Annotated in this window: 19 protein-coding genes, 1 tRNA gene and 2 rRNA genes (1 of these 22 running past the window's edge); 12 read left to right on the top strand and 10 right to left on the bottom strand. The window is 64.3% G+C overall.

Going from position 1 to position 19,448, the window contains the following annotated elements; translation table 11 throughout:
* The 3 genes from ACW18A_RS09535 to ACW18A_RS09525 all read left to right on the top strand — a co-directional run.
* A 23S ribosomal RNA gene (locus ACW18A_RS09535) occupies positions 1-1,200 on the top strand; it begins 1,583 nt to the left of the window's first position.
* 75 nt (positions 1,201-1,275) lie between these two features.
* Positions 1,276-1,390 (top strand): 5S ribosomal RNA (gene rrf / locus ACW18A_RS09530).
* Positions 1,391-1,496: 106 nt separating this feature from the next.
* Positions 1,497-1,573, top strand: a tRNA-Met gene (locus ACW18A_RS09525).
* A gap of 343 nt (positions 1,574-1,916) precedes the next feature.
* Here ACW18A_RS09525 and ACW18A_RS09520 read toward each other — a convergent pair.
* From ACW18A_RS09520 to moaA, 7 genes are read right to left on the bottom strand one after another with little or no spacing between them, the layout of a single operon-like run.
* Complete coding sequence (locus tag ACW18A_RS09520; protein ID WP_492021490.1) at positions 1,917-2,663, bottom strand: sulfite exporter TauE/SafE family protein; 747 nt, start codon at positions 2,661-2,663, stop codon at positions 1,917-1,919.
* Complete coding sequence (locus ACW18A_RS09515) at positions 2,663-3,844, bottom strand: molybdopterin molybdotransferase MoeA (protein WP_492021489.1); 1,182 nt, start codon at positions 3,842-3,844, stop codon at positions 2,663-2,665. The genes ACW18A_RS09520 and ACW18A_RS09515 overlap by 1 nt, the downstream gene beginning before the upstream one ends.
* Positions 3,845-3,876: 32 nt before the next feature.
* Complete coding sequence (gene moaC, locus ACW18A_RS09510; protein WP_492021488.1) at positions 3,877-4,365, bottom strand: cyclic pyranopterin monophosphate synthase MoaC; 489 nt, start codon at positions 4,363-4,365, stop codon at positions 3,877-3,879.
* Positions 4,365-4,925, bottom strand: coding sequence for a molybdenum cofactor biosynthesis protein B (moaB, locus tag ACW18A_RS09505; RefSeq protein ID WP_492021487.1), 561 nt, complete (start codon positions 4,923-4,925; stop codon positions 4,365-4,367). The genes moaC and moaB overlap by 1 nt, the downstream gene beginning before the upstream one ends.
* Positions 4,922-5,410, bottom strand: coding sequence for a molybdenum cofactor biosynthesis protein MoaE (locus ACW18A_RS09500; RefSeq protein ID WP_492021486.1), 489 nt, complete (start codon positions 5,408-5,410; stop codon positions 4,922-4,924). Before ACW18A_RS09500 ends, moaB begins: the two co-directional genes overlap by 4 nt.
* 2 nt (positions 5,411-5,412) lie before the next feature.
* The gene (locus tag ACW18A_RS09495) at positions 5,413-5,655 is read right to left on the bottom strand and encodes a MoaD/ThiS family protein (RefSeq protein WP_492021485.1); all 243 of its coding nucleotides are present in this window, start codon (positions 5,653-5,655) and stop codon (positions 5,413-5,415) included.
* A 1-nt stretch (position 5,656) separates the two neighbouring features.
* Positions 5,657-6,640 carry a GTP 3',8-cyclase MoaA gene (gene moaA / locus ACW18A_RS09490; RefSeq protein ID WP_492024375.1) on the bottom strand — a complete coding sequence of 328 codons (984 nt, stop codon included), beginning with the start codon at positions 6,638-6,640 and terminating at the stop codon, positions 5,657-5,659.
* Positions 6,641-7,096: 456 nt separating this feature from the next.
* Here moaA and pyrC point away from each other — a divergent pair, with 456 nt between their 5' ends.
* Complete coding sequence (gene pyrC / locus ACW18A_RS09485; RefSeq protein WP_492021484.1) at positions 7,097-8,086, top strand: dihydroorotase; 990 nt, start codon at positions 7,097-7,099, stop codon at positions 8,084-8,086.
* A 248-nt stretch (positions 8,087-8,334) separates the two neighbouring features.
* Here the strand turns inward: pyrC and ACW18A_RS09480 are convergent, their stop codons facing one another.
* Positions 8,335-9,309 carry a sodium-dependent bicarbonate transport family permease gene (locus ACW18A_RS09480; RefSeq protein ID WP_492021483.1) on the bottom strand — a complete coding sequence of 325 codons (975 nt, stop codon included), beginning with the start codon at positions 9,307-9,309 and terminating at the stop codon, positions 8,335-8,337.
* A gap of 96 nt (positions 9,310-9,405) precedes the next feature.
* On the opposite strand from ACW18A_RS09480, the gene ACW18A_RS09475 reads away from it, so the two are divergent.
* On the top strand, positions 9,406-10,275 hold the full coding sequence (locus ACW18A_RS09475; RefSeq protein ID WP_492021482.1) for a LysR substrate-binding domain-containing protein: 870 nt from the start codon (positions 9,406-9,408) through the stop codon (positions 10,273-10,275).
* 48 nt (positions 10,276-10,323) lie between these two features.
* On the opposite strand, the gene ACW18A_RS09470 is transcribed toward ACW18A_RS09475, so the two are convergent.
* Positions 10,324-11,403: a TerC family protein gene (locus tag ACW18A_RS09470; RefSeq protein WP_492021481.1), complete on the bottom strand. Its 1,080-nt coding sequence runs from the start codon at positions 11,401-11,403 to the stop codon at positions 10,324-10,326.
* Between the two features lie 496 nt (positions 11,404-11,899).
* Between ACW18A_RS09470 and ACW18A_RS09465 the strand changes: the two genes are divergently transcribed.
* The 7 genes from ACW18A_RS09465 to pseI all read left to right on the top strand — a co-directional run bounded on the left by ACW18A_RS09465 (position 11,900) and on the right by pseI (position 18,748).
* Entirely contained in the window at positions 11,900-12,154 is a 255-nt protein-coding gene (locus ACW18A_RS09465) for a DUF465 domain-containing protein (protein WP_492021480.1), read from the top strand.
* 115 nt (positions 12,155-12,269) lie between these two features.
* Positions 12,270-12,722, top strand: a complete 453-nt coding sequence (locus tag ACW18A_RS09460; RefSeq protein ID WP_492021479.1) for a tellurite resistance TerB family protein — start codon at positions 12,270-12,272, stop codon at positions 12,720-12,722.
* Between the two features lie 193 nt (positions 12,723-12,915).
* Positions 12,916-13,512: a carbonic anhydrase gene (locus ACW18A_RS09455; RefSeq protein WP_492021478.1), complete on the top strand. Its 597-nt coding sequence runs from the start codon at positions 12,916-12,918 to the stop codon at positions 13,510-13,512.
* A 444-nt stretch (positions 13,513-13,956) separates the two neighbouring features.
* Entirely contained in the window at positions 13,957-15,768 is a 1,812-nt protein-coding gene (locus tag ACW18A_RS09450) for a tetratricopeptide repeat protein (RefSeq protein WP_492021477.1), read from the top strand.
* A 10-nt stretch (positions 15,769-15,778) separates the two neighbouring features.
* On the top strand, positions 15,779-16,927 hold the full coding sequence (pseC, locus tag ACW18A_RS09445) for a UDP-4-amino-4,6-dideoxy-N-acetyl-beta-L-altrosamine transaminase (protein WP_492021476.1): 1,149 nt from the start codon (positions 15,779-15,781) through the stop codon (positions 16,925-16,927).
* Positions 16,924-17,622: a pseudaminic acid cytidylyltransferase gene (gene pseF, locus ACW18A_RS09440; protein ID WP_492021475.1), complete on the top strand. Its 699-nt coding sequence runs from the start codon at positions 16,924-16,926 to the stop codon at positions 17,620-17,622. Before pseC ends, pseF begins: the two co-directional genes overlap by 4 nt.
* Positions 17,623-17,677: 55 nt before the next feature.
* Entirely contained in the window at positions 17,678-18,748 is a 1,071-nt protein-coding gene (gene pseI / locus ACW18A_RS09435) for a pseudaminic acid synthase (RefSeq protein ID WP_492021474.1), read from the top strand.
* Here pseI and ACW18A_RS09430 read toward each other — a convergent pair.
* Positions 18,736-19,428, bottom strand: a complete 693-nt coding sequence (locus tag ACW18A_RS09430; RefSeq protein WP_492021473.1) for a WbqC family protein — start codon at positions 19,426-19,428, stop codon at positions 18,736-18,738. The genes pseI and ACW18A_RS09430 overlap by 13 nt on opposite strands.
* Positions 19,429-19,448: the final 20 nt, after the last annotated feature.

Below are 19,448 nucleotides of genomic sequence, written 5' to 3'. Positions count from 1 at the left end.
CTGAAGGAACTCGGCAAATTGCACGCGTAACTTCGGAATAAGCGTGACTCTGCTTAGGGCAACCTTTGCAGAGTGGCACAAGCCAGGGGGTAGCGACTGTTTAGCAAAAACACAGGGCTCTGCGAAGCAGCAATGCGACGTATAGGGTCTGACGCCTGCCCGGTGCCTGAAGGTTAAAGGGAGTTGTGAAAGCGACGAACTGAAGCCCAGGTAAACGGCGGCCGTAACTATAACGGTCCTAAGGTAGCGAAATTCCTTGTCGGGTAAGTTCCGACCTGCACGAATGGCGTAACGACTTCCCCACTGTCTCCAGCACAGGCTCAGTGAAATTGAATTCCCCGTGAAGATGCGGGGTTCCCGCGGTCAGACGGAAAGACCCTATGAACCTTTACTATAGCTTCGCCTTGGCGTTAGCGACCGTATGTGTAGGATAGGTGGGAGGCTATGAAACCGGGGCGCCAGCTCTGGTGGAGCCATCCTTGAAATACCACCCTTACTGTCGTTGACGTCTAACCGAGGGCCGTTATCCGGTCCCGGGACATGGCGTGGTGGGTAGTTTGACTGGGGCGGTCGCCTCCTAAAGTGTAACGGAGGCGCGCGATGGTGGGCTCAGACCGGTCGGAAATCGGTCGTCGAGTGCAATGGCATAAGCCCGCCTGACTGCGAGACTGACAAGTCGAGCAGAGACGAAAGTCGGCCATAGTGATCCGGTGGTCCCGCGTGGAAGGGCCATCGCTCAACGGATAAAAGGTACTCTAGGGATAACAGGCTGATTTTGCCCAAGAGTCCATATCGACGGCAAAGTTTGGCACCTCGATGTCGGCTCATCACATCCTGGGGCTGGAGCAGGTCCCAAGGGTTCGGCTGTTCGCCGATTAAAGTGGTACGTGAGCTGGGTTCAGAACGTCGTGAGACAGTTTGGTCCCTATCTGCCGTGGGTGTTCGAAGCTTGAGAGGATCTGTCCCTAGTACGAGAGGACCGGGATGGACATACCTCTGGTGGACCTGTCATGACGCCAGTTGTGCAGCAGGGTAGCTAAGTATGGAATAGATAACCGCTGAAAGCATCTAAGCGGGAAACTAACCTCAAAACAAGGCTTCGCTGAGGATCGTGGAAGACTACCACGTTGATAGGCCAGGTGTGGAAGCGCGGCGACGCGTGAAGCTTACTGGTACTAATAATCCGATCGGCTTGATCGTTTCTCAGCAAAACTCATTCGATTTTTCGAATACGACAATGTCTTCTCGTCACAATCTACATATCCGCTTGGTTGACCTGGTGGTTATGTCGGAGGTTCCCCACCCGATCCCATCCCGAACTCGGTCGTTAAGCCCTCCAGAGCCAATGGTACTATGTCTCAAGGCATGGGAGAGTAGGTCGCCGCCGGGTCTACCAAGCGGATATGTGGATTGTGACGTGTTTTCCGGGCTAACGCGCTTTGCGCTGCTTGAGCCTGGGTCTTCTCGAACATCTTCCTTCACAAAGCCGCTCTTGCCGCGGGATGGAGCAGCCCGGTAGCTCGTCAGGCTCATAACCTGAAGGTCGCAGGTTCAAATCCTGCTCCCGCACCCAAGATCTCAAAGCCCCGTCAGCCCCGCTGCGGGGCTTTTTGATGTTTGCGCCGGGTGGCGTTCACCCTGAACTGCAGCATCCCACGGTCCAGCGTCAGGTCCGCAACGATCCGTTTCAGCCGCCCTCTCTCATCGTCAATCTGCCTTGGCCGCTTCATCTCCGACGGCATCAGGCCCGCGTATGACCTGCGCCGGACCTATAGTGTCGCGTCGGAAATACTGGCCCTGCGGCGGGCCAGGCTGATCATGGTGCCCTCATCCTGCTGACGCAGGATCATGGCCAACACCGCCTCGTGAAATTTCAGGGGCAGGTCACCACTTGTCAGTTCCCTTTATCAGCACCCTCAGTAGACGCCGATGAGCTTGGCACCGGCGATGAGCAGGACCAGCGCCAGGGCGCGAAGGATCCAGGGCGAGGTCATTCGAATGCCCATGGTCGTGCCTATGATGGCACCGATCAGAACGGCTCCGACATAGAGGGGCAGACCTGGCGGTAACTCCTGCACGGAGGCCAGGTTTCCGAGCAGACCGGAGACCGAATTGGCCAGGACGAAAACCGCCGCCACTCCCATTGCAGGCTTGGGTGCCGACCAGGCCAGGAAGAGCAGGAGCGGCGACAGGAAGATCCCGCCGCCCGTCCCGGTCAGGCCCGACAACAGGCCGATCGCGGCTCCTGCCAGCAAGGCATGGGGGATCGGGGGGTCGCGCCACTCAGACAGCGCCTTGATGGGGGTCGGCCAGATCAGCCGCGCCGCCGAGAGCAGGAGGACCACACCCATCACCGGTCGATAGACGGTGGTCGGCAGATGGATCATTCCGCCCACGAAGGCCAGTGGCAGGGCTGTGACAAGGAATGGCCACAAGGTCCGCCAGCGAAACAGTCCGGCGCGTATGAACCGCACTGACGCGAGGCTGGCGACAACCATGTTGAGCACAAGGGCGGTGGGCCGCATGACCGCAACCGGCACGCCGAATAGCGCCATCAACGCGATGTAGGCCGACGCTCCGGCGTGGCCAACGCTGGAGTATAGCGCCGCCCCGATCAGCATGCAGGCGGCCAGCCAAAGCTCGGTTCCGCTTGCCCAGTCCATCAGCGGATACGTGTGCGTGGCAAGGCGAGAACCTGCACCACCTCGCCTGGCGTCGACTCATCCGCGCCGGGCCGACGCCGCACCAGTCCGTTCGCCGCCCCGAAGACCACCAGCCGCGAGGAGTCCTGATCCTCAAACGGTTCGGCCAGGCTGATGCCGTCGTCGCCTGTGTACAACGCGGCCCGCAGATAGTGTTCGCGCGGACCGTTGCGCGGCAAGGGGATCGTCAACCGGGCCGACCGCCAGTCGAGGCCGCCGTCCCGGACGCCGTGCAGGGCCTTCAGCAGGGGTTCCAGAAACAGGGTCGCACAGACGAGGGCCGACGCCGGATTGCCTGGAAGGCCCAGCACCCGGCGACCGTCCGGCATTCGGCCAAACCATGTCGGTCGTCCCGGCCTCACATTGATCCCCTCGACGGACAGGGTCAGGCCGGCCTGAACCAGAACCGGTTTGACGAGGTCGTGGTCTCCGACCGAAGCGCCGCCGACCGTGACCAGCAGATCCTCGCCCGTGCTGGTCAAGGCCAGGGCCAGGGCAACCCTGTCGTCGGCGACCGGACCCGCTCGTTCGGCCTCTCCGCCCCAGGCGGTAATGAGTGCGGAAAGGGCGTCGGCGGTGGCGTCGAATATCTGGTCGGGTCCGGCCGGTTCACCCGGACGGACAATCTCATCGCCCAGCGTCACGACCCTGACCCGGGCAGGGCGGGACACCTCGAGTTCGGCAGATCCTGCCGCCGCGGCGAGGGCAATCGACCACGGGTCGAGCCGGACGCCGACCTCCAGCAAGGTCTCGCCAGCGGAGAAATCCAGTCCCGCCGGCCGGATGAAGCGGGCGTCGTCAGGGCGCGCGCGGGTCATGGCTACCCGCTCATCCTCCTGATCCGCCGCCTCCTGGGGTACGACGCGGTCAGCGCCGGTCGGCAGTCGGGCTCCCGTCGATATCCGCACGGCCTGACCGGCCGACAGGACGCCGTCGAAGGCCGAGCCCGCCGCGCTCTCGCCGACGATGGCCAGACGGGCCATCGGGTCGAGGTCGGCGTCCAGGATCGCCCAGCCGTCCATGCTGGACACCGCAAACGGAGGCTGCGCCCGGGTCGCGACCACGGCGCGTCGCAGGGTCCGTCCGACTGCGGTGGACAGTGGGACCAGTTCGCTGGCCAGCGGCGCCAGGTCGGCCAGCATCAGTCGCCGGGCCTCATCTGGTCCAGGCGGGATCACGGCGTCTCGCGCCGATAGTCGCCCGACGCGCCGCCGGACTTCTCCAGCAAATGTAAAGCCGAGATCGTCATAGACCGATCGATCGACTTCAACATGTCATAGACGGTCAGACAGGCGACCGAGACGGCGGTCAAAGCCTCCATCTCGACCCCGGTCCGCGCGGTGGTCACGGCCTGCGCCCTCACGTGGACGCCGCTTCGGTCTGCGAGCGGTTCTATGCGGACGTCGAGGCTGTCGAGGGTCAAGGAATGACACAGAGGGATCAGGTCGGCGGTCCTCTTGGCCCCCATGATGCCGGCCAATTCGGCGATGGCTCTGACGTCGCCCTTGGCGGTGCCGCCGTTGAGAAGACTGTCCATCGCGGCGGCGGACATCAGCACCTGGCCCACGGCGACCGCGCGCCGGACGGTTCTGGGCTTGGGCGAAACATCGACCATGACGGGACGGCCGTCAGGCCCGAAATGGTTGGATCGAAGCGGATCCATCAGACCTCCGTCAAACGCGGCATCAGTTCGACCATGTTGCAGGGCTTGTGGCGGCTGTCGAGTTGCCAGCGGATCACCTCATCCCAGCCGTCGCGAACCGCGCCGTTCGACCCGGGCAGGCAGAAGACGAACACGCCGTTGACGATACCTGCGATGGCGCGCGACTGCAGGGTCGAGAGGCCCACCGAGCGATAGCTGACGGTGTGGAAGATCACGGAAAACCCGTCGATGCGCTTGTCGAACAAGGGCTCGAGCGCCTCCGGCGTGACATCGCGCCCGGTCAGGCCCGTGCCGCCGGTGCTGATGATGACATCGACCTCGCCGGCGTCGATCCAGCTCCGGACCCTGGTACGGATAGCGTCAACGTCATCGCGGACCCAGTCCCGGCCGGCCAGGAGATGCCCCGCCGCAACCACGCGGTCGGCCAGGACCCGGCCGGAGGTGTCGCTTTCCTCGTCGCGAGTGTCGGAGACGGTCAGGATCGCGATCCTGACCGGGGTAAAGGCGATGTCCGGTGCAAGCCGTCCGCCTGGCGGGGGCGCGTCGATGGGCGGCGTCATGGGATGATCCTGTCTGGGTCAGCGAGAGCTGGAGTTTCATGCCACCGGGCGGCGTCGGTCCGGTCACGATCGGTCGGCTCAATCCAGTGAGCGCCGTCAGCCCTGTGTTCCTTCTTCCAGAACGGGGCCTCAACCTTCAGCCAGTCCATGGTCCGGTCCATGACGGTGATGGCGGCCCGACGATGCGGCCCGGCGACGGCCACCAGAACGATCGCCTCGCCCACGTCGATCCGGCCATGGCGGTGAACGACCAGAATGCCATCGACCCCGGGCGTGGTGCTCAATGTGTGCAGCTTTTCGGTGATCGTGCTGTGCGTGAAGCCTGGATAGAGATCCAGCTCCAGGGCCCGGACCAGGGTGTTTCCCGAAGCCGCCCGGCAGCACCCGATGAAGCTGGCGACCGCGCCAGCGTCGGCATGCGCCATGTGAAAGGCTCTGAGTTCCGCCTCGGCATCAAAGGCTTGGTCGGTAAGGATCAGAGTCACCGTCAACCGCCACTGTAGATTGGCAGGAAGGCGACCTCATCGCCGGCTTTCAGCGCCGTGTCCTCCGCCGAAATCGTGTGGTTGACGGCGGCCCGGACCCCGGGCGCGGTCAGACTGGCGGCCAGCTTCGGATCAGCCATCGACAATAGCCCGGTCAGGGCTGAAAGCGTCCCGGTGAAGTCCATCTCCTGTTCACGCCAGCCAGCGCTGTCGGCCAGATGACCGAATAGCAGGACCTTCACCATTCTACCCTCCCGTGACCGACATATGCCGCGATAGCGTCGGTTCGGCCAGTCGGGCGAGGCTGAAGTCATGCCCCGCGATCTTGCCGCCAATGGCCCTCTGGATCAGCCCGGCGAGCTCGTCATCGCCAGCGCCGGCCCGCATCGGGGTCCGAAGATCGGTGAAGGTCTCGCCTCCGAGGCAACCGAACAGTTGGCCCTGCGAGGTCAGTCGGACGCGATTGCAATCGCCGCAGAAGCCGTGCGTCAACGGAGTGATGAAGCCCAACCTCCCGCCGGTCTCCGCCACCCGGACGTAGCGTGCGGGTCCGTTTGTGCGGTCCGTCAGGGGCGTCAGCGTCCAGCGCGCCTCAAGTGCGTCGCGGACCTCGGCCAGGGACAGGAATTGTGTCGTGCGGTCTTCGTCGGCATATCCCAGCGGCATGGTCTCGATCAGCGACAGGTCGAAACCCTCGCCATGAGCCCAGACGATCAGGGCTGGAAGCTCGTCGGCGTTATCCTGGCGCAGGGCCACGGTGTTGATCTTGACCCTCAGTCCCGCCGCCTTCGCCGCCGCCAGGCCGTCCATGACCTTGCCCAGATCGCCACCGCGGGTGATGCGGGCGAAGGCGATGGGGTCCAGGGTATCGAGGGAGACGTTCACCCGCCGCACGCCCGCGTCGAACAGCGCATCTGCGTGACCGGCCAGATGGGTCCCGTTGGTGGTCAGGGTCAGTTCCTCCAACCCGTGACCGAGGTCCGATCCCAGCGCCCGCACCAGGTCCAGCGCGCGCCGACGCAACAGCGGCTCTCCCCCCGTCAATCGGATCCGGGTGACACCGAGGGCGATGAACAGGCGTGACAGCCGTGCGATTTCGTCAAGCTCGAGCGTTTGGGCCTTTGGCGCAAAAACCATATGTCTGGGCATGCAGTAGGTGCAGCGCAGATCGCAGCGATCCGTCACCGAGACACGAAGGTAGCTGATTGTTCGACCAAGGCCGTCCATCATACTAGCAGGCCCGGCCCCGGCGGTGAGATGCGGGTCGGCGATCGGAACCGCGCGGCCGCGGACACCGGACAGGGGTTCAGGATCTGGCGTTCTTCCGATGAGACGGTGCATGGCTGCTCATGTAGTGGATGGAAGCTATTTCGAATACGCCAGCACGGCGGGTTTGGTGACGGGACCCCTCGAGTAATTCTGCCTGGCTCCGCCTGAACCCCGGCGTGACACCGTCAATTCAAACCCATCAGGCGCGTGGGTCCTGTCAGGGTGATGGCAGATCGTCCCTACCGGCCCCGAGCTACACCCCGTCCGGGGACATGACCGCTGCAAGGCAAACTCCCAGTGCTTTCGGTCTCCGGTCTGTAAGGCTAAGCTGCCGGAATGCAGGAACCATCAAATCTGGCTCGACTGACGATCCGAGCGCCGGACGACTGGCACGTTCATCTTCGCGACGGCCCGCTGTTGAGCTCGATTGTCGACCATACGGCGCGCCAGTTCCGGCGCGCGATCGTCATGCCCAATCTAACGCCGCCGATCACCACGGTCGCCGCCGCCGAAGCCTATCGAGCGCGGATCCGTGAGGCCCTGGGGCCCGGCCTCGCGTTCGAACCCTTGATGATCTGCTATCTCACCGACGATTCCGATCCTGATGAAATCGCGCGCGGCTTTGAGGCTGAGGTGTTCACCGCCTGCAAGCTCTATCCGGCTCATGCGACCACCAATGCCCATCACGGCGTCACCGACATCCGCAAGATCTATCCTGTCCTGGAGCGAATGCAGCGTCTCGGCATGCCTTTGCTGCTGCACGGGGAGGTGACGGACCCGGAGGTCGACATCTTCGATCGCGAAGCCGTCTTCATCGAGCGCGTCTATTCGAGGATCCTTGTCGATTTCCCGGCGCTGAAGACGGTCTTCGAGCACATCACCACCGCCGACGCCGTCGCCTTCGTCGAGAGCGGAGGCCCGAACCTGGCTGCGACGATCACGCCCCATCATCTGCACATCAATCGCAACGCCATGTTCGCGGGCGGCATTCGCCCGCACTTTTACTGCCTGCCGGTGGCAAAGCGCGAGCGACACAGGCTCGCCCTGCGGCGCGCGGCCATGTCCGGCTCGCCGAAATTCTTCCTCGGGACGGATTCGGCCCCGCATCTGATCGGACAGAAGGAGTCCGCTTGCGGCTGCGCCGGTATCTTCAACGCGCCCTTCGCGATCGAGAGCTATGCCGCGACGTTCGACGAAGAGGGTGCACTCGACAAGCTTGAGGCCTTCGCCTCTGAACATGGTCCGCGCTTTTACGGTCTCCCGCTGAACACGGGGAGCATCGTCCTGGAACGGGTCGGTGTCGTCGTTCCACAGCGGATCACAATGCTGCCCGAGGGCGAAGTCGTGCCGTTCCACGCGGGCGAGACCCTGCCCTGGAGGCTTGCCAGCGTCGCCCCGGTTGCGTGACCGGCCGCGCTGTCAGGATGCGCGTCGATCGTCTCCAGGTCTGCGCAAGGCGTCTCGACTTTCGGGCCCATGGAAATCTTCTCTCTTTTCGTCTCCCAGGGATTGCAGTCGCCGCCCGAGGCGTGACCGGTGGTGGACGCCGGAGCAGGGTGGCAATCGGCAAGCTGTTCATGCCGGCTCAGCGAGAGGTCCCGGTGATCGCCTGAGGAGAGTTTGGGGACGAACGGGGGAGAAATTCGAGGGCTCGGTCACCCCCAGAGCCAGACTGCCGCAGCCGTGTACAGGGCGATGCCGACCGTCAGATTGAAGGGGAAGGTGATGGCCAGAGACGCCGTCACGAAGACGCCCGTGTCCGCCTTGGGCGCCGCAAGCCGCATGGCGGCGGGCACGGCGATATAGGATGCCGAACCGGCCAGGATGGTGAGCAGGGCGGCATTGCCGACGTCGAGACCGGCGAGCCACGCCAGTCCCAACGCCAGGCCCGCCGAGAGCAGGGGAAACCCGATGGCGAAGGCGACCACGGCCGGGCTGAGCTTGCGCCCGCCCTCCATCAGCCTGCGCGCGGCGATCAGGCCTATGTCGAGCAGGAAGAAGCACAGCGCGCCCTGGAACAGGGGCCCGACGAAAAGTTCCAGCTTGGCCATGCCGGCCGATCCCGAGACCACTCCCACCACAAAACTGCCCAGCAGCATGACGGTTGCGGCCCCAAAGAAGACTTCCCTCAGGACCGCCCTGCGTTGCCCGGGTTCCCCGCGACCAGCACCGTTCAGCAACAGCAGCGCGGTAAGGATGGCCGGCGTCTCCATCAGGGCGAGGACAGCGGCCATATAGCCGCCGGAGGCGATGCCGAGGGCCGCCAGATGCTGCTGGCCTGCAGCAAAGGTCACGACCGAGACCGAACCATAGGTCGCCGCGAGGGCGCAGGCCGTCGAACGATCGAGCCTCGGCATCCGCTTCAGAATGACAAAGGCGACAAGCGGCATCAAGGCGCTGAGCGCAATGCCGATGACGCCCGCGGACAGGAAGTCGCCATTCAACCCCGCGGCGCGCGCTTCGACCCCGCCCTTGAAGCCGATGCAGAGCATCAGATAGAGCGACAGCGCCTTGGCGATCGGCTCCGGTATAGACAGGTCCGACCGCGCGAAGGCGGCGGCTGCGCCCAGGAAGAAGAACAGGATCGCGGGCGAGGTCAGCAATTCGAGACTGGCGGAAAGATCGGGCATTCGGTGGGGTCCATCCAAGGGTGGCCTCCTCTGGCCTCGACGATCCATCCGATCCAGTTTATTAGTATGATGCCCTCCATAACGGATGCTAATGACGTGACGTCGCGCCTGGTCAATCTCGAGCTAGACCTCCTGCGCGCGTTCGTGACTGTCGTGGAAACGGGAAGCTTTACCCGGGCGGCCGCACTGCTGGGGCGAACCCAGCCCGCCGTCAGTCTTCAGATCCGAAGGCTGGAGGATCAACTGCGGTCACCGCTTCTGGACCGGGCGGGCAAGGGCGTGGCCGTGACCACGGAAGGCGCCGGCCTGCTGCCGCAGGCGCGCCGGCTCTTGAGGTTGAACGACGAGATCGTCTCCACGCTCGGCGAAGGCGATCTGGAGGGCGAGGTACGGTTCGGCGCGCCGGAGGACGTCGCGACAATGCATCTGCCGGGGATCCTTGGTGCCTTCGCGCGCAGCCATCCCCGCATCAAGCTGTCCGTGACGTGCGACTACACCGCCAATCTGCTCGATCAGATGTCACGTGGGCTGCTCGATCTCGCCCTGATCAAACGCGAGCCGGTCGGACCCGAGCTCGGCGTCCGGGTCTGGCGCGAGCCCCTGGTCTGGGTGGCGCTGGACCGGTCGATCCTGGAGACGTCGCCTCTGCCCCTGATCGTGGCTCCGGCTCCCGACATCTATCGCAAGCGGGCGCTGGGCGCGCTGGAAGCAGCCGGGCTGGCGTTCCGCGCCTCCTTCACCTCGCCCAGCCTCGCGGGTCAGATGGCGGCATTGCGGGCCGGCCTCGGCGTCGGGGTCCTTCCGGCCGCAATGGCCCCGCGCGACCTGACTGTTCTCGGCGACCCGCTGCCGCCGCTCAGCGACAGCGAGATCGCCCTGGTGTCCACGCGCGGCATGGGTGGCCCCGCCGGGTTGTTGGCGCAGGAGGTACTGCGCGCCCTGGAGCGCGGCCCGTCGTCGTCCTGACGCCAGTCCATCGAGGCCAACACCATCACGCCGCCCTGATCGGGACGCTTAGTGGGTCGGTCGTTCCGGCCCGTCCCTGGCATCGCGGGTCTTGATCCAGGAATAGAGCATCGAGCCGCCGATCAGGCCGAGGGTCGCGATCAGGGACCATTGCGGCTCGAGATAGGGCACAAGTGCCTCGCCGGTCATGTCCTTCCAAGCCTTGTAGAGGCCGAAATTCCAGATGATCTTGACCCCGATCAGCACCAGAACCAACGACAACCCGTACTTCAGATACTTGAAGCGGGCGACGGCCTCGGCGAGCATGAAATACATCGACCGCAGGCCCAGGATCGCGAAGATATTGGACGTGTAGACGATGAAGGGGTCTTTCGTGACCGCGAAGATCGCCGGCACGGAATCGACCGCGAAGATGACGTCGACCACCTCGACCATGACCAGGGCCAGGAACAGCGGGGTCGCGAACAGAACCAGGCGGCCCGTACCCTTCGGGTCAGGCCGCTTCACAAAGAAGTTGTGGTTGTCGATGGTGTCAGTGATCCGCATCCGCTTCCTGAGGAACTTCAGGACGGGGTTCTGGTTCAGGTCCATCTCGTGATCGCCGCCGAAGATCATCTTCCAACCCGTGAAAATCAGGAAGGCGGCGAAGATGAACAGCACCCAGGTGAACTCGTTCACGATCGCCGCGCCCAGCGAGATGAAGATGGCCCGGAAGACGATCGCACCCATGATGCCCCAGAACAGCACACGGTGCTGATACTGGCGTGGAACGGCGAAGAAGGTGAAGATCATCCCGATGACAAAGATGTTGTCAAACGCAAGGGCGGTCTCGAGAAGATAGCCCGTGAAGTATTGAAGTACGGCTTGCTGATTGAGGTTGTCTGGGCTCATGTAGTAGCGCGCATCGGGCTCATACACGAAATAGACATAGGCTCCGAACGCGATGGAGATGGAGGCGAAGGACGCCCACATGGCCGCAGACTTCCTGGCCGAGACGACCCCGTCCTTGTTGTTCACGACCCCGAGGTCGATCCACAACAGAAAGCCGATGAAGGCCAGGAAGGCGATCCACAGCCAGATCGGCTGACCGACATAGGTCGCAGCAAAAAACGGAAGGGATTCAAACATCCCGCACCCCTGAAAAAAGAAAAAGGCGCCGCGTTGCGCCATCCATGCGGGGATCCGACATCGCAGCCGACGCCTCGGCTGCCAGAGGGGCCCGGACCCGTGGAGGGGGAGGTAATGAAGGTAGATCCTCGCGGCGTCAACACCTGGCTTAGCGTTTACTAGCCGGTGCGAAGTGCGGCGTATTGTCAATCCAGTGAAGATCGTCGCTACGTCGCGCCATCTCTGACAGAATTTCTAAGACAGTTGTCCAACGCCTCACCGTGAGCTTTTCAATGCGATCATAATACTCTGTCATTCGCCACATAAGCATTCCTCATTGGCACGTCAGGCACCAGTAGAGCAGCGTGTCTGTGCGGCCCGGGCCCCTCTGACGATCGATGTCGATCGTGATGTCGGATCGCATCGGGTGCGCTCGATGACGGGGTCCGGCTGTTAATCCCCCATCGAACCGACGGCTTCAGCGTCGAGCGCCCCCCTTCAGAGAAGGAGTGGCTCCATGTCTATTGTGTTGGCGCGCCGGCTGCGGGGATTTCATTCCCTGCTGGAAATGGCGCTGAAGGACGAGCGGTCGCGACCGCGACCCGACGACCGTACCGTTGCGGGCATCAAGAAGAAGAAGCTCGCCATCAAGGATCGGCTCGCGGTCTTTGACGGTCGCCAGATGTCGTCGGAGTCGCGCCAGGATCATGCTGGAGTCTGGTTCACGGAAACGGCGGAATCGCGAGGCGTTTACTCCTCCGGTCAGGCTTAAGAAACCAGGAGGGTCGGCAACTTCCCCCAGCGCCGCCCCCGATGGCCCCAACACAATAACTCGTCGCCCCTTAACAGGCGCTCGAATGAGAGGTCCAATGTCCAGAACAAACAGATTGCTGCGCAAACCTGATGCGATTAACGCCGACGACGTGTGGGCGCCCGGAAGCATCGTCCAGATGGACGCGGTCGTCGCGGCCTGTGCCATGGTTGCGCAGGCCGACGGCTGGGTCACCCCGGATGAGCGTACGCGCATGGTTGACCGCATGCGTCACTCACCGACGATCGCGTTCTTCGGCACCGACGACGTATTGGCGTTGTTTGAGGCGCTGAACCTGCGGTTCGAGCGCGATCTCGACGAAGGTGAGGCCACGGCGGAGCTCGCTGTCGCCCGCCTGCGAGGCCAGCCGGGCCCGTCTCGCCTGCTGATCGAAACGGCCTGCTCGGTCGCCGAAGCCGATGGTGGCTTTGACGCGGAAGAGCGCGCCGTGATCCTGAGGATTTGCAAACTCCTGGGCGTCGATCCGGCATCGTTCGGCCTGATCCCCGGTGAAGGAGATCGACGATGAAAGTCGGAGCATCATCCAACCCCGCCATCCAGGTCTGGGCTCTCCAACTCTCCCAGATGACCGGGCGGGTGGCGGCGCATCAAAGCACGCCCACCGATCGTCCCGTCGATCCGCCTCAGTCTATCAGCGATGACGCCGGGATCCGCAGACCCAGTCGGCATACCTTCGATATTCGTGTCTGAACGGCTACGGCATGACGGTCCGTCCGGATGACCCCCTGATCGCTGGCTATCAACGTTTCCGCAGCGTCGTCTGGCCTGGCCAAGCGGGCCGCTATGCCCAACTTGCTCGACGCCGCCAGCAACCCGCGACGGTGGTGATCGCCTGCTCCGACGCCCGGATCGATCCGCAGACCATTTTCGACGCGGAGCCGGGCGACCTGTTCGTCATCCGCAATGTCGCTGGTCTGGTTCCGCCCTATGCGCCTGACGGCGGTTGTCACGGGACGAGCGCGGCGCTGGAGTATGCCGTCAAGATCCTCAAGGTCCGTCGTATCGTCGTGCTTGGGCATGCCAACTGCGACGGTATTCACGCCATGATCCATGGGCCGCTTCGCAACGCCCAGGACTTCCTCGGCCCCTGGATGGACATCGCCGAACCGGTGATGTGGCCGATGCCCGAACAAGGATCGGGGGAGGCCTTCGAAACAGCGGTCGAGGCCGGGGTCCTCAGTCTTTCACTAAGCAATCTACGGACCTTCCCGTGGATACGGGAGGGCGAGAAGGCGGGGCATCTGGCGCTATCGGCCTGGCGGTTCGACATCGCCACCGGCGAGCTCCGGACGACATAACAGTCCGCATTCGCGGCCGTTATCGCGGGCATCAACTAAACTCTTTTGGGTTCCGGACCTTCGCGCCTGAGAGTCGTTATGCGGCCCGGGCCCCTCTGACGATCATGGTGATCGTGATGTCGGACCGCATCGAGTGCGCTCGATGCCGGGGTCCCGTCCGTCCAAACACCCCGATCCCGGCACCGAGGCCACCCTTGAAAAGAGGAGAGGCCCGATGACGACCCGTTCGACACGCCAGATCAGGCGGTACAGCACGATAATGGCCCTGGGCCTGATGGCGGTCTTCTCAAAACTCGTCAGGGCGTTACGCCTTGCACGGTCTGGCCGGAGTCCTCGCTGATCCTGGCGGCGGCACCCTCCGGGCTCGCGGATATCAGACCCACCATTACTCAACGGCGCGTTAACCTTGTTTCAGCGACAATGCGAGTTACGATGAGGGACGCGATGGCCGGACAACACGAGATTGCGGTGCCCCCGCGCCTGGCGCTCGACAGCCTCGTCGGCGATTCAGCCTCAGCCGACGCCCTGATGCGGTTGAAACAGGCGGCTGAACGCAAGGGCAGGTCCGGCGCGACCCTGTCAAAGAACGCGCAGGCGAAGCAGCGCAAGGCTCTGACCGTTCTGAAGGCCGGACTGCTGGCCTTGGCCCGCCAGGATTACGTCACCGCGTCGGCGTCCATCTTGCAGGCGCTCGGGCTGGATGACCGCCATCCCCTTGCCTGGCACATGCTGGCGATCTCGCTAGAGAAGCAGGGAGAGCTGGCCAAGGCTTTCAGCGCATACGAGGCGGCTGTCCAGCTGGCGCCGGACGAGGTCACCGTTGCACAGGACCTTGGGCGTCTCGCCCATCGACTGGGCGAACTCGAGATCGCCGAAAAGTTGTTTGCACGCTATCTGTCCCACTGCCCGGGCGAGGAAGAGGCGACCAACAATCTCGCCTGCGTCTTGCGCGACCAGAACCGGTACGGCGAGGCCATCGACATGCTCCGTGCCATTCTGGAAATCTATCCGGATCGCCCGGTCTTGTGGAACACGCTTGCGACCGTGCTGAGCGAGCGCGGGGACGCCGCCGGGTCGATGGTGTTCTACGACGAGGCCCTGCGTCTTGATGCCGGTTTCTACAAGGCGCGCTACAACCGGGCCAACTGCCTGGTGACTCTGGGTCAGCCGCTCGAAGCGCTGAGGGAAATGGAAGTCGCCCTCGAGGGGCTGAGCGATCCGCACGAGATCGCGACCATCCGCATGGCCAAGGCCCTGACGCAGTTTCTGGTGGGAGATCTGGTCTCTGGCTTCGAGACCTACGAGGTCAGGTTCGACCAGTCCCTGGAGGACGCCGTGCAATTCGCCGAGTTCGGCGCGCGCTGGACCCCCGAGCACGATCTGAGCGGGCGCACCCTGCTGGTCTATGGCGAACAGGGGCTCGGTGACGAGGTGCTCTTCGCCAATCCGCTCAAGGATGTGAGCGACGCGATCGGTCCGGACGGCCGGCTCATCATCGCCGTGGAACACAGGCTCGTGGCCTTGTTCCAGCGCAGCTACCCGAGCGCCACGGTTATCGCCCATACGAGCGTCCGCCATATGGCGCGCTTCTTCCGATCGCCCGCGTTCCCCGGAGACGCGCCGGACATCGACTTCTGGACCCCCATGGCCAGCCTGTTCCGCGGCTTCCGGACGACCCTGGAATCCTTCCCGCGCCAGGATGGATATCTGACGCCGGACCCGGATCGGGTCGCCCATTGGCGCGAAGTGCTGAAACAGGCGGCGCCGGGCCTCCATGTCGGCGTCCTGTGGAAGAGCATGAAGGTCGGCGGGTCGCGTGAGCGCGGCTATTCGCCCCTCGCCCTTTGGGGCCCGATCCTGTCCACGCCCGGGGTCCGTTTTGTCAGTCTTCAGTACGGTGATGCGGCGGCGGATCTCGCAGCGGCCAGGGCGCAGGGCTTCGACATCTGGACGCCGCCCGGCATTGATCTGAAGACGGATCTGGACGACCTGGCGGCGCTTTGCCTCGCCCTCGACGGGGTCATGGGGCCGGCCACGGCGACCACCAATCTTGCGGCGGCGGCGGGTGCGCGGGTGTGGCTGAGCGCGGGGCCGGGCTCCTGGACGCGGTTCGGGACCGACCAGTATCCCTGCTATCCCTCGGCGCGCGTCTTCCATGCGGAGCAGTCCGGACAATGGGAGCCGGTGATCCAGCAGATGGCGGACGCCCTGCGCCAGGAGCTTTTCCCGGCGGCGGACGACCGGAAAATCGCGTGAGGGGCTGAACATGCCCTTTGAGACCTTCATCCCCTATGGTCGACAGTCGATCGATGAGGAGGATGAGCGGGCCGTGCTCGCCGCCCTGCGGTCGGACTATCTGACTCAGGGGCCTGCGACGCGGCAGTTTGAGACTGAGCTGGCAGACTACGTCGGGGCCCGCCACGCGGTGGCCGTCAGCAATGCTACGGCGGGGCTGCACCTGGCCATGGCCACCCTCGATCTCGGCTCCGGCGAAGGCATCACCAGTCCCATCACCTTCGTGGCGACGTCCAATGCCATGGCCTACGTCGGCCTGACGCCAGTCTTTGCCGACATTGATCCAGCCTCGCTCAACCTGTCGCCCGAGACGGCGATGGCGGCTCTGACCGAGCGGACGCGCCTGATCGCGCCGGTTCATTTCGCCGGTCGCCCTGCGGACATGGCCGCGTTCGGACAGATGGCCGCCGCGAATGGTGTGAGGATCGTCGAGGATGCTGCCCACGCCATCGGTTCGGAATATGCCGGAGGCAAGGTCGGCGACTGCCGTTACTCGGACGCGACGGTCTTCTCCTTCCACCCGGTCAAGACCATGACCACGGGCGAGGGCGGGGCGGTCACGACCAATGACCCCGAGCTCTATGAGCGGCTGCTGATGATGCGCTCGCATGGGATCACGCGCGAGCCTGCCCGCCTGTCCGAACAGCCCGGTCGGTGGTGGTACGAACAGCAGATGCTGGGGTTCAACTATCGAATGACCGAGATCCAGGCGGCGCTGGGTTCCAGTCAGTTGAAGAGGCTGGATGGCTTTATCGACCGCCGCCTGGCCATCGTCGCCCGGTATCAGGCGGCGTTCGCAAATCTCGACTGGCTGCAGCGGCCACAGGACGCGGCGGCCGACCGGATTGGCTTCCACCTCTATGTCACCCGGATCGACTTCGAGCGCATCGGCCGGTCCCGCGATGAGGCGATGGCCGCTCTGGCCGCGCAGGGCGTGGGCACGCAGGTCCATTACATTCCCGTGCCGCGACAGCCCTGGTTTCGCGAGACCTACGGTGAGGGCCCCGACTTGCCGGCGGTGGATCGATACTACGAGCGGGCACTGAGCCTGCCGCTGTTCCCGGCCATGACGGATGACGAGGTCGAACGGGTCATCGCCGCCGTCCGGGGTTTGGCGTGAAAGCACTCGCCGTCGTTCCGGCGCGGGGCGGCAGCAAACGACTGCCGGGCAAGAACATCCGCGAATTCGCAGGCAAGCCCATGCTGGCCTGGTCGGTCGAGGCGGCGCTGGAAAGCGGGTTGTTCGACTCTGTCATGGTGTCGACCGACAGCGAGGAGATCGCCGCCGTCGCTGTCGAGGCCGGGGCGAGCGTGCCCTTTCTGCGCAGCGCCGAGACCGCCGACGATCACGCCATCCTGCTCGACGTCATGGCCGAGGTGGTCCGTCGCTACGAGGCAGAGGGTCAGAGGTTCGAGCGTCTGTGCTGCATCCTGCCGACCGCGCCCCTGCTGCAGGCCTCGACTTTGAGGCACGCCTTGGCCCTGATGGACGAAGGCGGGTTCGATACGGTGTTCCCGGTGGTCGCGTTCGGGTCGCCGATCCAGCGAGCCCTTCGCCGTGACGCGGCCGGGCGGACCGAAATGCGGCAACCCGAACACTATGCCAGCCGCTCCCAGGACCTGGAGCCCGCCTATCATGACGCCGGCCAGTTCTACTGGATGACCCGCGAGGTGTGCCTGAGCAAACAGCCCATGTTCGCTGGCCGGGCCGGAAGCTTCGTCATCGACGAAATGGAGGCGCAGGACATCGACACCCTGAGCGACTGGCGGCTGGCGGAGCTGAAGATGCAGGCCCGGCGGGAGACCCTGGGTTAACGCCGCCTTCAAGGGGCAGGCCTAACCTTGCCTCAGCCAATATCGAGTTTCGCCGATGACCCATGCCCCCGAGATCGAGATCGCCGGCCGCAAGATCGGGCCGTCTTATCCGCCCTACGTGATCTGCGAGCTGTCGGGCAATCACAACGGCAGCCTCGAGCGCTGCCTGACCATGGTCGATGCGGCGGCCGACACCGGCTGCGACGCCATCAAGGTGCAGACCTATACAGCCGACACTATTACCCTTGACGTCGACCGGCCCGAGTTCCGCATCCACGGTGGCTTGTGGGACGGCCGGAGTTTGTATGAGCTCTATCAGGAGGCTCACACGCCGTTCGAGTGGCATACGGCGATCTTCGAGCGGGCCCGACAGCGGGGGGTGACGATCTTCTCCAGTCCGTTCGATGAGACGGCCGTGGATCTTCTCGCGGGGCTGGACGCACCCGCCTACAAGATCGCGTCGTTCGAGGCGGTGGACCTGCCATTGATCCGCTATGCGGCGGCCAAGGGCAAACCTCTGATCATCTCCACCGGCATGGCGAATGAAGTCGAGATGATCGCGGCCCGCGACGCCGCCCTCTCTGCCGGGGCACCGGGCGTGGTCATGCTGCATTGCGTGTCCAGCTACCCGGCCACCTTCGCTGACGCCAATGTCCGAACTATCCCGGAAATGGCCCGACGCCTGTCGAGCGTCATCGGCCTGTCGGACCATACGCCAGGCTCCGCCGCTGCGGTCGCTGCGGTCGCTCTGGGTGCCTGCGTGATCGAAAAGCATTTTACCCTTGCCCGCGCCGACGGCGGACCCGATGCCGCCTTCAGTCTGGAGCCGGCAGAGTTCACGGCCCTGGTGCGGGACTGCAAGGACGCCTGGAGCGCGCTGGGGGCCGCTCACTTCGACATTCTGGGGTCCGAGCGGGGTTCACTGCTCTTCCGGCGCTCGCTGTATGTCACTGCAGACGTGAAGGCGGGCGAGACCCTGAGCCGCGCCAATGTCCGATCGGTCCGGCCGGGCAACGGCCTGGCACCCGTGCATCTGGACGTGGTTCTGGGACGGACCGCCACCCGTGACATCGCGCGCGGCGAACCCCTGGCCTGGGAGATGGTCGAGGGCGGTCAGACCGCTTGAGCAGAGCTCTCTGCCATGTCGTCGAGCAGGGCACGCGTACCTTCCCAGCCGAGGTTCATCACTGCGTCGATGAACGCCATATAGGGGGTGAACGGCTCGCGACCTTGCGGATATTCGATCTCCACGAAGCCCTGAAAGGCGACGGGGAAGCCGACCGCCGCAAACACGCCGTCCTCCATCATGTAGTCCCTCGAACCCATGGGCGAGAGATAGTCGGTCGCGCCCGCCTTCCGGCAGATCGCCAACAGATGGTCCGACCGTTGCCCCGGCTGGGCGAGGTCGGAAGCGTTCACGAACTCGGTCTTCAGGCCCAGGTATCGGGCGGCCGTTTCGATGATCGCGCGGTTCAATCGGGCGAGGCTGCCCCGCGCGGCGAGCACATCCTCCAGGTAGGCCATGGTCTCAACGAGGAAGGGGCGTCTGGCGTAAGCGTGGCGGATCGAGGCGAGATGATCGTCGCGCCAGGCTTCGGCCTCCGAAATCTCGATCGCGGCAATGGGGGTGTCGCGGGCGTGCTTCCGGACAGGGACGGTCAGCATGACCTCGCCGGCTGCGCCGAGAATGCGGTTGCGGGACTGCCAGGAGCGGCGGGCGAACTGGACGTCGTCGAGGAAGACGAAGACATCGCTGGCTGCGATCAGATGGAAATAGCCGAGATAGGGAAGGTAGGTCGGCTGCATGATGGCCGCCGTCCGGCGAG

This window comes from Brevundimonas sp. AVps5, from assembly GCF_058681515.1.
The sequence above is the reverse complement of the archived record's forward strand: the minus strand, read 5'-3'. Positions and strand labels throughout refer to the sequence as shown.

Bases quoted from the DNA above. Each gene is read 5' to 3' on its own strand.
- ACW18A_RS09520 (WP_492021490.1), bottom strand. From the start codon at position 2,663: ATGGACTGGGCAAGCGGAACCGAGCTTTGGCTGGCCGCCTGCATGCTG.
- ACW18A_RS09515 (WP_492021489.1), bottom strand. From the start codon at position 3,844: ATGCTGGCCGACCTGGCGCCGCTGGCCAGCGAACTGGTCCCACTGTCC.
- moaC (WP_492021488.1), bottom strand. From the start codon at position 4,365: ATGGATCCGCTTCGATCCAACCATTTCGGGCCTGACGGCCGTCCCGTC.
- moaB (WP_492021487.1), bottom strand. From the start codon at position 4,925: ATGACGCCGCCCATCGACGCGCCCCCGCCAGGCGGACGGCTTGCACCG.
- ACW18A_RS09495 (WP_492021485.1), bottom strand. From the start codon at position 5,655: ATGGTGAAGGTCCTGCTATTCGGTCATCTGGCCGACAGCGCTGGCTGG.
- moaA (WP_492024375.1), bottom strand. From the start codon at position 6,640: ATGATGGACGGCCTTGGTCGAACAATCAGCTACCTTCGTGTCTCGGTG.
- ACW18A_RS09480 (WP_492021483.1), bottom strand. From the start codon at position 9,309: ATGCCCGATCTTTCCGCCAGTCTCGAATTGCTGACCTCGCCCGCGATC.
- ACW18A_RS09470 (WP_492021481.1), bottom strand. From the start codon at position 11,403: ATGTTTGAATCCCTTCCGTTTTTTGCTGCGACCTATGTCGGTCAGCCG.
- ACW18A_RS09465 (WP_492021480.1), top strand. From the start codon at position 11,900: ATGTCTATTGTGTTGGCGCGCCGGCTGCGGGGATTTCATTCCCTGCTG.
- ACW18A_RS09455 (WP_492021478.1), top strand. From the start codon at position 12,916: ATGACGGTCCGTCCGGATGACCCCCTGATCGCTGGCTATCAACGTTTC.
- ACW18A_RS09450 (WP_492021477.1), top strand. From the start codon at position 13,957: ATGGCCGGACAACACGAGATTGCGGTGCCCCCGCGCCTGGCGCTCGAC.
- pseC (WP_492021476.1), top strand. From the start codon at position 15,779: ATGCCCTTTGAGACCTTCATCCCCTATGGTCGACAGTCGATCGATGAG.
- pseI (WP_492021474.1), top strand. From the start codon at position 17,678: ATGACCCATGCCCCCGAGATCGAGATCGCCGGCCGCAAGATCGGGCCG.
- ACW18A_RS09430 (WP_492021473.1), bottom strand. From the start codon at position 19,428: ATGCAGCCGACCTACCTTCCCTATCTCGGCTATTTCCATCTGATCGCA.